We start from the raw sequence: 11,980 nt of genomic DNA, 5'->3' as shown, positions 1-11,980 counted from the left end.
GGGAACGCGAGGAGAGAGAAGAGATGGCAAAGAGCACCAAGAATACGGGCCGTATTGTATCGGTCATCGGCCCCGTGGTGGACGTGCAGTTCGATGGCGACCTGCCCGAAATCCTGACCGCCCTTGAAGCAGACAATCATGGCACACGGCTTGTGTTGGAAGTGGCGCAACATCTGGGGGAAAATATCCTGCGGACCATCGCCATGGACAGCACTGACGGGTTGGTGCGCGGCCAGGAAGTGACAAGCACCGGTCGCCCGATTTCCGTGCCGGTTGGTCCGGAAACATTGGGCCGCATCATGAATGTGGTGGGTGAGCCTGTGGATGAGCGCGGCCCTGTGAATGCCAAGGCCACGGCTCCCATCCATGCCCCTGCCCCTGAATTTGTGGATCAATCCACGGATACGGAAATTCTGGTCACCGGCATTAAGGTGGTGGATTTGCTGGCTCCTTATTCCAAGGGCGGCAAGGTTGGCCTGTTCGGCGGTGCCGGCGTGGGCAAAACCGTGCTGATTCAGGAATTGATCAACAATATCGCCAAGGGCCATGGCGGCACCTCGGTGTTTGCCGGCGTGGGTGAGCGGACCCGTGAAGGCAACGATCTGTATCATGAATTCCTCGACGCCGGGGTTATTGCCAAAGACGCAGATGGCAATCCCACCTCGGAAGGATCGAAAGTGGCGCTGGTCTTTGGCCAGATGAACGAACCCCCGGGGGCCCGTGCCCGCGTGGCGCTGTCCGGTCTTACCATGGCGGAATATTTCCGTGACCAGGAAGGTCAGGACGTGTTGTTCTTCGTCGATAATATTTTCCGCTTCACGCAGGCGGGGTCGGAAGTGTCGGCGCTTTTGGGTCGTATTCCTTCCGCTGTGGGCTATCAGCCGACATTGGCCACGGATATGGGGGCTCTGCAAGAGCGCATTACCTCTACCAACAAAGGCTCGATCACCTCGGTGCAGGCCATTTATGTGCCCGCCGATGATTTGACCGATCCGGCCCCAGCTGCATCTTTCGCCCATTTGGATGCCACCACGGTGCTTAACCGCGCCATTGCCGAGCTGGGCATCTATCCGGCGGTGGACCCGCTGGATTCCTCGTCGCGTATGCTTGATCCGCGCATTATCGGTGAAGAGCATTATCAAGTGACCCGCGATGTGCAGCGCGTTCTGCAAAGCTACAAATCCTTGCAGGATATCATCGCCATTCTGGGCATGGATGAATTGTCGGAAGAAGACAAACTTACCGTGGCCCGCGCCCGTAAAATCCAGCGTTTCTTGTCGCAGCCTTTCCATGTGGCAGAAATCTTCACCGGCTTCCCGGGCGTGTTCGTGCAGCTTGAAGACACCATCAAGGGCTTCAAGGCCATTGTGGATGGTGAATGCGATGATATGCCTGAATCCGCGTTCTACATGGTTGGAACGCTGGAAGATGCCAAGGCGAAAGCCCGTAAGCTGGCCGCTGAAGCAGCCTAATGACCGGTGGTGTCCGCAAATTTTCGGGCGCCATTCGGGAGACATGATGTGACGATCGCCTTTCTTCGCCCTGTGCGGAGAGAGGCACATCGAGGAGGTGGCCGCTATGGCGGAACAAATACATTTCGAATTGGTAAGCCCTGAGCGTTTGTTGATGGACGTGGAAGCCGCGCATGTGATCGTGCCCGGTTCGGAAGGGGAATTCGGTGTGCTGCCCGGCCATGCCCCTTTCATGTCCACCTTGCGTCCCGGTATGATTTCCGTTTTTGAAGACGAAAGTCAGCCCCCTAAAAAGCTGTTCTTGAAAGGCGGTTTTGTGGAGGTGAATGCCAAAGGGATCGTGGTTCTGGCGGAAGACAGCATCGACCTTGATACCGTGGATGCGGCACAGCTTGATCAAGACATCAAAAATGCCACCGAAGATCTGGAGCTGGCGAAAGATGCGCTGGCGCTTCAGCGGGCTGAAGCCAAATTGGCATGGATGGGCCCCTTGCGGGATATCATCCGTCAGGCTTGAGCGGTCAAAAACAGCGGCTTTGCTTCGCGCAAAGTGTTCCTTTTGACCTTTGGCCCGATTGGGCAGTAAAGTCGTGCCTTGGCGCGGCTTTTTTGTTTTTGGAACAACTGTGCTGTGCAGCCGTCTTTATGTGGCAGCATTTAAACGAGGGTCGAGACAGAAACAATGGCGCAAAAATGGACATTGGAGTCGATTGACTGGGATCAGTTCGATGCGACGAAACTGTCGCCAACCTTGCTGGCCGTGGTGAAGGCGGCGGCGCTGGTGGAGGCCAATTCCGCCGATTATGTGACCTATTTGTGCAATGTTTTTTCCCATGACGAGGCCTTTAAAGATGCGGCACGCCAATGGGGCGTGGAAGAAGCGCAACATGGGGCCGCCCTTGGCCGCTGGGCGGAAATCGCCGATCCGTCCTTTTCCTTCGAGGAAAGCCTTGCGCTGTTCCGCAAAGGCTATTCCCTGCCTTTGGGGGCGGAACAATCGGTGCGCGGTAGCCATGCCGGGGAATTGATTGCCCGTTGTGTGGTGGAATCTGGCACGTCCTCTTTTTATTCCGCCATCCGCGATGCCAGCGAAGAACCGGTGTTGAAAGAGGTTTGCCGCCGCATCGCCATTGATGAATTTTTCCACTATCAATTGTTCCAAAAGCATCTGCAGCGCTATAAATCCGGCGACAAGCTCAGCCTGTGGGAGCGGTTGAAGGTGGCCATCGGTCGGGTGCAAGAAGCCGAAGATGATGAGCTGTCCTATGCGTGGTTCGCCGCCAATGTGCTGCCCAAAAACCCCGATGCCGTTTATAATACCGGCGATAATGCAACGGCCTATTGGCGCGGGGCGATGAGCCTTTATCAACGCCCGCATATCGAAAATGCCGCCCGCATGATCCTGCGCGCCGCCGATTTCAATCCCAATGGCCGCTTCGCCAATCTGGCCGCCGGTGCCAGTTGGCATTTTGTGCGCTGGCGGCGCGACCGGCTGGCCAAAGCCGCCTGACATCAGCTTTTCATGAACAAGGGCGGCGCGTATCATCGCACCGCCCTTATTTTTTGTTTTGAAAGCCTTATGCCCTGTTCTTAATGGGCGAGGGCGTTTTCTTCCTCGTCGCCAATGCTTCTTGGTGCGCGAAAGGCCTTCGACCAGAACAGGCCGTTCAAAAAGAGCTTGTTGGTACCCAGAAAAGTGGCGCGGAAATTGGGGTCGTCGGCAAACAGGATCACGGTACCGCGGCCCAGTCGTTCGGCCACCATCATGGGTGATCCGGCAATCTCTGCCAGGCGCTTGTCGGAAGCATAGCCGGAAAGAATGGGCGATGTTTCCAGATAACGGGCAATGGTGGCATAGGGATTTTGGGGAGTGGCCAATACAAGTGTGGTGTTGCGATGGCTGGGGATCAACCGATCCTGATAGCCAAAGCCCAAAGGATGCGTGATATCAAGATCGCTGGCAAAGATTGCCCCGCCGATCACGTCTTTGGCTTCTTCTACATCATAATCGGCATAATCCGTCCGCTGTGATGTTTTGGGTGCTTGCGCCTTGTCTTTGCCCTTGGCGTTTCCACCGCTGTTCAGCAGGGCCTGTTGCGCCCATGCAGCCCCTTGGCGCAGGGCGATCAGCGTGCCGCCCTCTTCCTTGATCCACTGCTCCAGTCGTTTGGTGCTGCGGCTGTTTAAAGCCGCCCGCCCACCGGGCAGCACCATATGGCTGTAGCGTGACCAATCGAGACCCATCAGATCGCTTTTGGCGCGCAAGGTGACGGGGATCTGCATGCGCTTGTCCAAAAGATGCCATGCCTCTCCCGCTTCATATTTTGACAGCCCATCGTCAAAAACCAGCACCACATGGGGGGTGTTGAGCGATTGGAACGAACTGCGCCCGCCCAGATCGGCACCTTGGGTCGGGGTGAGGCCCGATGTGACGGCATGAACAGGGATGCCCTCGATCTGGGTCACAGATGTCACATGCTCATAAAGGCTGTCCGCATCCACATCATCCTGACCGGCCAAAGGCACGAACAAGGCGCCGCGCGAAAAGTGGCGTTCGCCTTTGCTGGTCAGGACGGAAAAAGGCTCCATGGCGCCGCGTACATGCACCCCTGCGGCCAATAGCCGGTTCAGTGCCTTTGGTGCATAATAGTCTTCCCAGGAAAACACATAGCCATAAGAGGCGCGATCCGGGGCTTCGGCGCGGGGCCATGCCATATGCGCCTGCGCTTCATCGCCTGAAAGGTCGGCGCGCCACGCTTTTTTATTCAGGGCTGCGTAATCCAGATCATAGGCCAAAGGCAGCGTCCAGCCGGAGACATCATAGAAAATCGCTTCCTTGAAGCTGCGGACCCGATCGAACAGGCCCTTGATCATATGATATTGCGCTTGTGCTACGGGCACCAGATAGGCATCTCCGGCTTGAAAACTGTGATCGTCCACCGTGACATCGCGGGCAAGGGCATAGGCTTGCACCTGATGGCGCTCCAGAAGATCAAGGAAATGCGCCAGCCGGGCCTTATCCGGGGAAGTGAACACCCAGCCGCGGATATCATCTTTCTGGCCCTGTTCTTTGGCTTCCTGGAAAAAGCTGTATTGATTGTCCAAAAGCTGCGGGGCAAGGCTGCGCGCCCCTTCTATGGAGGACAAAGAGGTGCGGAAATGCTTGCGGATATTGGCCGCATAATGACGCACCCCATTGGGGGTTTCGATGGCCCCGCCGCGCGCTGCGCCGGCTTCAAATAAAATCCCTACCGAGCCGTTGATATGGGGATATGTGGAGCCCTTGCCGATATAATAATTATCAAAGCCTTCTTCGGTGAAATAAAGCGTGCCATCGCGGTCCAGCGTTTTGGCATGGAAGTGCGCCATATCTTTCAGCAATTGGCGGGAGCGGTCGGGGATCAGGGGGTTTTTGCGATTGGGCACGCCGGGGTGGAAATAGTATGTCGAATTGGAGCCCATCTCATGATAATCCACCGTCACATTGGGTTTCCACTGATGCCATTTGGAGAGCCAGGCCTGTGCTTCGGGCTGGGTTTGCAACAGCCATTGGCGGTTGAGATCGAACCAATAGTGATTGGTGCGGGCATCGATCCATAAATCATGGGCCGCATGCGCCGGATCTGTCACCGGCACATCGGACATGAATTTCAGGACATGGTTGATACGCCGCGAATGGCCATCGGGATTGAAGATGGCGGTGATCAGGATCACACTTTGGGACAAGGTGTTCTCAATGGCATCGCCCTTGGCCGCTGCCAGATGATAAACCACCGGTATCACCGCATCCATGCCAGACGATTCCGCCCCATGCACCCCGTAATTGAGCCATGTGACCACCGGCATGCTGTCATTGGGCTGTGTGCCGCTATCGGGATTGCTGAGTGCCACATGCCGGGTGCGGATGTCTTCAAGCCGGCTCTGGTTTTCAGGATTTGTGACCACCAGAAACTCGATGGGGCGGCCTTCATGGCTATAGCCGATGGTTTCAATGCTGATCCGGTCAGACAAACCCGCCACAGTGCGCAGATAATCGACCATCCGGTCAGGGCGTACCGGCTGCGCACCCAATTCATGGCGTAAAAAAGCCTCTGGCGTCGGGATGGCCGGATCATAGGTGACATCATCGGGTGTGAAATAGCCGATGGGTTCTGCATGGGTCGCAAGTCCGGTAAAAATAAACAGCAAAGCGACGATGGTGGTGATGGCTCGGTACATATGGGCGGCCCCTTTGATTTATATCCCCGAGCCCATAGCCTAGCCGCCAACGCCCCTTTCTGCCAAGCCTTGCATGCTTTTGGAAAAGGCAGCTAGAAAGAGCATATTCGATCTTGAAGGAGCGCGCTTATGACCACCAAAATCTGGCACAATCCCCGCTGTTCAAAATCTCGCCAGACTTTGGCGCTTTTGGAAGAGCAAGGCATCAATCCCGAAATCCGGCTCTATCTGGAAAATGCCCCGACGGCACAGGATATTGAACAGGCCCTGACATTATTGGGAAAAGCCCCGCGCGATCTGATGCGGCGCGGTGAAGCCCTTTATAAAGATTTGGGGCTGGACGATCCGTCTTTAAGCCATGCCGATCTGGTGGCGGCGATGGCGGCCCATCCCAAGCTGATCGAGCGCCCGGTGGTGTTCCATCAAGGCAAGGCCGCTTTGGGCCGCCCACCCGAGCAGGTGCTGAAGATTTTATAAGCACCCGTTCCGCCAGCCCGCCATCGCGGATTGACTTCATGGATTAGCCTGGGCGGGCGCGGTGTTGCCCGCTCGGTTATGTGCGAATTGTGCGTGTCCGTTCATAGCCCAGATTGGGGGACAGCCATTTTTCCGCCTGTTCCATAGAGACACCGCGCCGCGCCGCATAGTCTTCCACCTGATCGCGGCCCAGCTTTCCGATGCCGAAATAATGGCTGTCGGGATGGGCCAAATAATAGCCCGAAACGCTGGCGGCGGGCATCATGGCAAAGTTTTCGGTCAGATGGATGCCTGTGGCTTCCGGTGTATCCAAAAGATCAAACAGTGCCGGTTTTTCCGAATGGTCGGGGCAGGCGGGATAGCCCGGTGCTGGGCGGATGCCACGATAGCGTTCCTTGATGATGTCTTCATTGCTCAGCGTTTCATCGGCGGCATAGCCCCAAAGGTCCAGCCGTACCCGTTCATGCAGCCGTTCGGCAAAGGCTTCTGCCAACCGGTCCGCCAGCGCTTTTAGCAAGATCGCCGAATAATCGTCATGGGCCGCTTTGAACTGGGCCAGTTTGTTTTCAATCCCCAAGCCCGCAGTGACGGCAAAGCCGCCCATATAATCGGCCAGACCTGTGTGTTTTGGTGCGATGAAATCCGCCAGACAATCATTGGCCCGATCGCCCCGCTTTTGCTGTTGCTGGCGCAGGAAATGCACGCGCTTCAATTCTTGGGTGCGGCTGTCATCGGTCCATAGGATCACATCGTCACCATCTGCATTGGCAGGCCAGAAGGCGCAGACGCCACGGGCTTTCAACCAGCGCTCTTTTACAATACGCGCCAGCATGTCTTGGGCATCCTGAAATAAGGACCGCGCCGCTTCACCCACAACCGGATCTTTCAAAATGCCGGGATAGGTGCCTGCCAGTTCCCATGTGCGGAAAAAGGGTGTCCAGTCAATGCGCTCCACCAGATCAGACAGGGGAAAATCGTCAAACACCACACGCCCTAAAGAGTTGGGGCGGGGCGGCTGATAGCCTTCCCAGTCGATCGCTGCCCTATTGTTCCGCGCTGCATCCAATGAAATCAGCCGGTCGGCCTTGGGCCGCGCCAGACGTTTTTCGCGGATGTCGTCATAATCGGTGCGGATCTTCCCCACATAAGCATCGCGCATCGTGTCAGATACCAGCGTGCCCGCCACCCCCACCGAACGCGAGGCATCCAGCACATGCACCACCGGTCCGGAATAGGCGGGTGCGATTTTCACCGCCGTGTGCATGCGCGAGGTGGTGGCCCCGCCGATCAACAAAGGTAGATCTAGGCCGGCCCGTTCCATTTCTTCGGCCACGGTTACCATTTCATCCAGAGACGGAGTGATAAGGCCCGACAGGCCAATCATATCCACCTTTTCCTGGTGCGCCCGATCGAGAATATCCTGCCAAGGCACCATCACGCCCAGATCGATCACCTCGAAATTATTGCACTGAAGCACCACGCCAACGATGTTCTTGCCGATATCATGCACATCGCCTTTCACCGTGGCCATCAGGATGCGGCCTTTGGGGCCACCTTTGCCCTGGGTTTTTTCCGCCTCGATATAGGGCAATAAATGGCTGACGGCTTTTTTCATCACCCGCGCCGATTTTACCACTTGCGGCAAGAACATTTTGCCAGAGCCAAACAAGTCGCCCACCACATTCATGCCGTCCATCAACGGCCCTTCGATCACCTGAATGGGGCGTTCGGCCTTTTGCCGGGCTTCTTCGGTGTCTTCGACAATCCATTTGTCGATGCCCTTTACCAGCGCATGTTCAAGGCGTTTTTCCACTTCTGCCTCGCGCCAGCTCAAATCCTCGATGCGTTGCTTCCCACCGCCTTTATAGCGTTCGGCGATCTCCAATAACCGGTCGGTGGCATCCTCCCGGCGATTGAGAATCACATCTTCCACCCGTTCGCGCAGCTCGGCATCGATATCGTCATAAACCGCCAATTGTCCGGCATTGACGATGCCCATATCCATGCCCGCCTTGATGGCATGATATAAAAACACCGAATGCATGGCTTCGCGCACCTGATCATTGCCGCGAAAGGAAAAAGACACATTGGAGACACCGCCGGAGATTTTGGCATGGGGGCAGCGGCTTTTGATCTGGCTGGTAGCCTCGATGAAATAGTGCGCATAAGGGTTATGCTCTTCGATTCCGGTGGCCACGGCGAAGATATTGGGATCGAAAATGATGTCTTCGGCAGGGAATCCGGCTTCGGTCAACAAGCGGTAGGACCGTTCGCAAATGGCCACCTTACGCGCCACCGTATCGGCCTGTCCGTCCGTATCGAACGCCATCACCACGGTGGCCGCGCCAAAGCGACGGATGATGCGGGCCTGCTCCAGAAAGGGGGCCTCGCCTTCCTTCAGGGAAATGGAATTGACGATGGCCTTGCCGGGCACGCATTTCAGGCCTGCTTCAATCACCGACCATTTGGAACTGTCGATCATGATGGGCACCCGGGCGATATCGGGCTCGGTGGCGATCAGATTGAGGAAGATGGTCATGGCCTCGGCGCTGTCCAGCATGGCCTCGTCCATATTCACATCGATGATCTGCGCCCCATTTTCCACCTGACTGCGGGCCACATCCAGAGCGGCCTCATAATCCCCGGCCATGATCAGCTTTTTAAAGCGCGCCGATCCGGTGACATTGGTGCGTTCGCCGATATTGATAAATTGTGCGATTGGCTGGGGCATGAAATTTCCGGCTGTGAAATGGGTCGAGACGGGTGGAAAGGGGTTTTTTGACAGGGCCTAGGCGATCAGACCGTCATGGGCTCCAACCCCGACAGGCGCAGACGGGCCTCTTCTTTGGGCACTTGGCGCGGTGCTTTATCGGACACAGCCTTGGCGATGGCGGCGATATGTTCGGCTGTGGTGCCGCAGCAACCACCAACGATATTCACCAGACCATCCTTGGCGAAGCCTTCCAAAGAGCCTGCTGTATGGTCGGGACATTCATCATATTCGCCCATATCGTTTGGCAGGCCCGCATTGGGATAAACACAGATCAATGTGTCGGCATTGGCGGCCAGTGCCTGCACATGGGGGCGCAATTGATCGGCCCCGAAAGAACAATTCATGCCCACAGCCAAGGGCCGGGCGTGGCGCACCGAATACCAGAAGGCTTCCACCGTCTGGCCCGATAGATTGCGTCCGGACAGATCGGTGATGGTGACGGCCAGAATCACCGGAATTTTGTAGCCCCGTTCTTCGTTTAATTCGTCCACCGCCACCAATGCCGCCTTGGCATTCAGCGTATCGAAAATGGTTTCGACCAGTAAAAGATCGACCCCGCCTTCCAGAAGGGCTTGGGCTTGTTGCTTATAAACATCCTTCATTTCATCGAAGCCCACATCGCGGTAGCCCGGCTCGGAGACGCGCGGCGATACCGAAAGGGTTTTGTTGGTGGGGCCGATGGCACCGGCCACAAATCGCGGCTTATGGGGTGTTTTCGCCGTCCACGCATCGGCGGCTTCGCGGGCCAGACGGGCGGCGGCCAGATTGATCGCTTCCACCTGATCTTCCATGCCGTAATCGGCTTGGGAAATGCGGGTGCCATTAAAGCTGTTGGTTTCGATGATATCGGCCCCGGCCCTTAAAAACCCTTCATGGATGTCGCGCACGATATCGGGCTTGGTAAGGCACAAAAGGTCGTTATTGCCTTTTTGATCGCGCACAGATGCGGCGAACGGGCTGCCACGATAATCGGCTTCTTCCAGCTTATAAGACTGGATCATGGTGCCGGTGGCGCCATCCAGCACCAGTATACGCTTTTGCGCCACATCCCGCAGGGCTTGCGCCACATCCCGTACGGGCGGTGTTTTTGAAACAGCATTCATTATCCGGCCTTTTCCTGGGATGTGTCATGGGTGGAAGACCGGATGCCCAACATATGGCAGATGGCATAGGTCAGTTCATCGCGGTTCAATGTGTAGAAATGAAAGCTGTTGACGCCGCCCGCCTGCAAGCGCCGACACATTTCCGCCGCCACCGTTGCCGCCACAAGGGCGCGGGTTTGCGGCAGGTCATCCAGCCCTTCGAACAAATCCGCCATCCAGCGCGGCACACTGGCCCCGCACCCATCGGCAAAGCGCTTCAATTGCTTCACATTGGTTACGGGCAGAATACCGGGGGTAATCTCCACGTCGATGCCATAAGAGCGGGCGTGATCCAGATACCGGAAATACTGGTCCGCTTCGAAAAAAAACTGGGTGATGGCACGGGTGGCCCCTGCATCCACCTTGCGTTTGAGATTATCCAGATCCGCCACCAATGAGGCGGATTCCGGATGGCATTCGGGATAGGCGGCGACGGAAATTTCAAAATCGCCAATGGCGCGGATGCCGGCTACCAGTTCGGCGGCATTGGCATAGCCCCCCGGCGTTGGTTGATAGCCTTTACTGGGGTCGGGCGCATCGCCGCGCAAAGCAACGATATGGCGCACGCCGCTGTCACGATAATCGCGCACAATGGCGTCGATTTCCTCGCGGCTGGCATCAACGCAGGTGAGATGCGCCGCCGGGGCAAGTTTGGTTTCACGGATCAGCCGCCGCACGGTGTTATGGGTGCGCTCGCGGGTGGAACCGCCCGCCCCGTAAGTGACTGAGACAAAGCGCGGCGCCAAAGGCTCAAGGGTTTTGATCGCCGCCCACAGGCGGGTTTCCATGGCCTCGGACTTGGGCGGGAAAAACTCGAACGATACCTCCGTATCTGCAAGGCGATCGGCAAACAAGGACGGGGAAAGGCTGCGAAGCTGGCTCATGATGCCAGTTCCAGACCTTTGGGCTGTTGGCCCGCTGCGGTTTTGCGCAAACGCCACAGGGTAACGGTCAGTTCACCGCCGTCCAGATGCTCGATCGCGGTGGTGCCAAGCCCTGCGGCGCGCGCCCATAACGACACCTCTTCATCGGCAAAGCCTAACCGGCGGTGCTGGTGATCATCGCGCAGATCTTCATTGTCATGGGGGGCAAAATCCACAATCAGCGCCACCCCATCGGTGCGCAAGACCCGGGCGGCCTCTTTCAGTGCCAATGCCGCATCTTCTGCGAAATGCAAAACCTGATGCAGGATCACCAGATCCATGCTCTCATTGGCCAAGGGAATGTCATACATATCTCCCAGCCGAACCTGACAATGGGCCAGATCCTTGGCGGCGAGACTGGCGCGGGCCACCGTTAACATTTCCGGCGACAGATCAATGCCCAAGCCGCGTTTGATATGGCGGGAAAAGACTTCCAGAATACGGCCGGTGCCGGTGCCGATGTCCAAAAGATCGTTCACCTGCACATCATCGAGAACCGATAAGATCCGCTTTTCCACCTGTTCTTCCGGCACATAAAGCGAGCGGATCTTGTCCCAATGGGGGGCGTTGGCGCGGAAATAGGCCGCCGCCGCCTCGGCGCGGGCTTCCCGCACATCGCCCAGCCGCTCCAGATCGCGTTGATGCTCCATATCATCTTCGGGCAGCAGATCGACGATGGTGCGGGCCAGATAGGCCTGCGGGCCGCTTTCCACAATGCGGTAAAATACCCACGCCCCTTCACGGAACCGGTCTAGCAAACCGGCTTCCGATAACAGCCGCAAATGCCGCGACACACGGGGCTGGCTTTGCCGCAGAATCTGCGTCAATTCCGTCACTGTCAGTTCCCCATGCCCCAAAAGCCCAAGGATGCGCAGGCGGGTCGGTTCTCCGGCAGCACGTAAAGCAGACAAAATGACATCCATGGCGAGGCTGGTCCTTGGGTAATGATCGTGTGGTGATCTTATATAAACATAT

9 protein-coding genes are annotated in these 11,980 nt (G+C 56.9%); 4 read left to right on the top strand and 5 right to left on the bottom strand.

The genetic code is table 11. From position 1 onward, the window contains the following. The first annotated feature begins 23 nt into the window (after positions 1-23). From atpD to IEX96_RS02955, 3 genes are all read left to right on the top strand, one after another. Positions 24-1,472 (top strand): F0F1 ATP synthase subunit beta, encoded by a 1,449-nt coding sequence (gene atpD / locus IEX96_RS02965; protein ID WP_150004189.1) that lies wholly within the window; start codon positions 24-26, stop codon positions 1,470-1,472. 106 nt (positions 1,473-1,578) lie between these two features. Further along, the gene (locus tag IEX96_RS02960; protein WP_150004188.1) at positions 1,579-1,989 is read left to right on the top strand and encodes a F0F1 ATP synthase subunit epsilon; all 411 of its coding nucleotides are present in this window, start codon (positions 1,579-1,581) and stop codon (positions 1,987-1,989) included. 165 nt (positions 1,990-2,154) lie between these two features. Further along, complete coding sequence (locus IEX96_RS02955) at positions 2,155-2,982, top strand: ferritin-like domain-containing protein (protein WP_150004187.1); 828 nt, start codon at positions 2,155-2,157, stop codon at positions 2,980-2,982. An 80-nt stretch (positions 2,983-3,062) separates the two neighbouring features. Here the strand turns inward: IEX96_RS02955 and IEX96_RS02950 are convergent, their stop codons facing one another. Continuing rightward, positions 3,063-5,690 (bottom strand): M14 family zinc carboxypeptidase, encoded by a 2,628-nt coding sequence (locus IEX96_RS02950; protein WP_188873459.1) that lies wholly within the window; start codon positions 5,688-5,690, stop codon positions 3,063-3,065. Between the two features lie 129 nt (positions 5,691-5,819). Between IEX96_RS02950 and arsC the strand changes: the two genes are divergently transcribed. Further along, positions 5,820-6,167, top strand: a complete 348-nt coding sequence (arsC, locus tag IEX96_RS02945; RefSeq protein ID WP_150004185.1) for an arsenate reductase (glutaredoxin) — start codon at positions 5,820-5,822, stop codon at positions 6,165-6,167. A 76-nt stretch (positions 6,168-6,243) separates the two neighbouring features. On the opposite strand, the gene metH is transcribed toward arsC, so the two are convergent. The 4 genes from metH to IEX96_RS02925 form a co-directional block, all read right to left on the bottom strand. Then, complete coding sequence (gene metH / locus IEX96_RS02940; RefSeq protein WP_188873458.1) at positions 6,244-8,898, bottom strand: methionine synthase; 2,655 nt, start codon at positions 8,896-8,898, stop codon at positions 6,244-6,246. A 65-nt stretch (positions 8,899-8,963) separates the two neighbouring features. Next, on the bottom strand, positions 8,964-10,043 hold the full coding sequence (locus IEX96_RS02935) for a homocysteine S-methyltransferase family protein (protein ID WP_188873457.1): 1,080 nt from the start codon (positions 10,041-10,043) through the stop codon (positions 8,964-8,966). Continuing rightward, positions 10,043-10,966 carry a methylenetetrahydrofolate reductase [NAD(P)H] gene (metF, locus tag IEX96_RS02930; RefSeq protein ID WP_150004184.1) on the bottom strand — a complete coding sequence of 308 codons (924 nt, stop codon included), beginning with the start codon at positions 10,964-10,966 and terminating at the stop codon, positions 10,043-10,045. Before metF ends, IEX96_RS02935 begins: the two co-directional genes overlap by 1 nt. Then, positions 10,963-11,928, bottom strand: coding sequence for an ArsR/SmtB family transcription factor (locus IEX96_RS02925; RefSeq protein ID WP_150004183.1), 966 nt, complete (start codon positions 11,926-11,928; stop codon positions 10,963-10,965). Before IEX96_RS02925 ends, metF begins: the two co-directional genes overlap by 4 nt. Between the last annotated feature and the right edge of the window lie 52 nt (positions 11,929-11,980).

Source organism: Iodidimonas muriae (assembly GCF_014647255.1).
Taxonomy (GTDB): Bacteria; Pseudomonadota; Alphaproteobacteria; order Sphingomonadales; family Rhodothalassiaceae; genus Iodidimonas; species Iodidimonas muriae.
Note: the sequence above shows the minus strand (reverse complement) of the source record. Positions and strands in the feature narration are given on the sequence as shown.

What these genes read in the sequence shown, in the direction of transcription:
- atpD (WP_150004189.1), top strand. Translation starts at nt 24, where the DNA reads ATGGCAAAGAGCACCAAGAATACGGGCCGTATTGTATCGGTCATCGGC.
- IEX96_RS02950 (WP_188873459.1), bottom strand. Translation starts at nt 5,690, where the DNA reads ATGTACCGAGCCATCACCACCATCGTCGCTTTGCTGTTTATTTTTACC.
- IEX96_RS02955 (WP_150004187.1), top strand. Translation starts at nt 2,155, where the DNA reads ATGGCGCAAAAATGGACATTGGAGTCGATTGACTGGGATCAGTTCGAT.
- IEX96_RS02960 (WP_150004188.1), top strand. Translation starts at nt 1,579, where the DNA reads ATGGCGGAACAAATACATTTCGAATTGGTAAGCCCTGAGCGTTTGTTG.
- IEX96_RS02935 (WP_188873457.1), bottom strand. Translation starts at nt 10,043, where the DNA reads ATGAATGCTGTTTCAAAAACACCGCCCGTACGGGATGTGGCGCAAGCC.
- IEX96_RS02925 (WP_150004183.1), bottom strand. Translation starts at nt 11,928, where the DNA reads ATGGATGTCATTTTGTCTGCTTTACGTGCTGCCGGAGAACCGACCCGC.
- arsC (WP_150004185.1), top strand. Translation starts at nt 5,820, where the DNA reads ATGACCACCAAAATCTGGCACAATCCCCGCTGTTCAAAATCTCGCCAG.
- metH (WP_188873458.1), bottom strand. Translation starts at nt 8,898, where the DNA reads ATGCCCCAGCCAATCGCACAATTTATCAATATCGGCGAACGCACCAAT.
- metF (WP_150004184.1), bottom strand. Translation starts at nt 10,966, where the DNA reads ATGAGCCAGCTTCGCAGCCTTTCCCCGTCCTTGTTTGCCGATCGCCTT.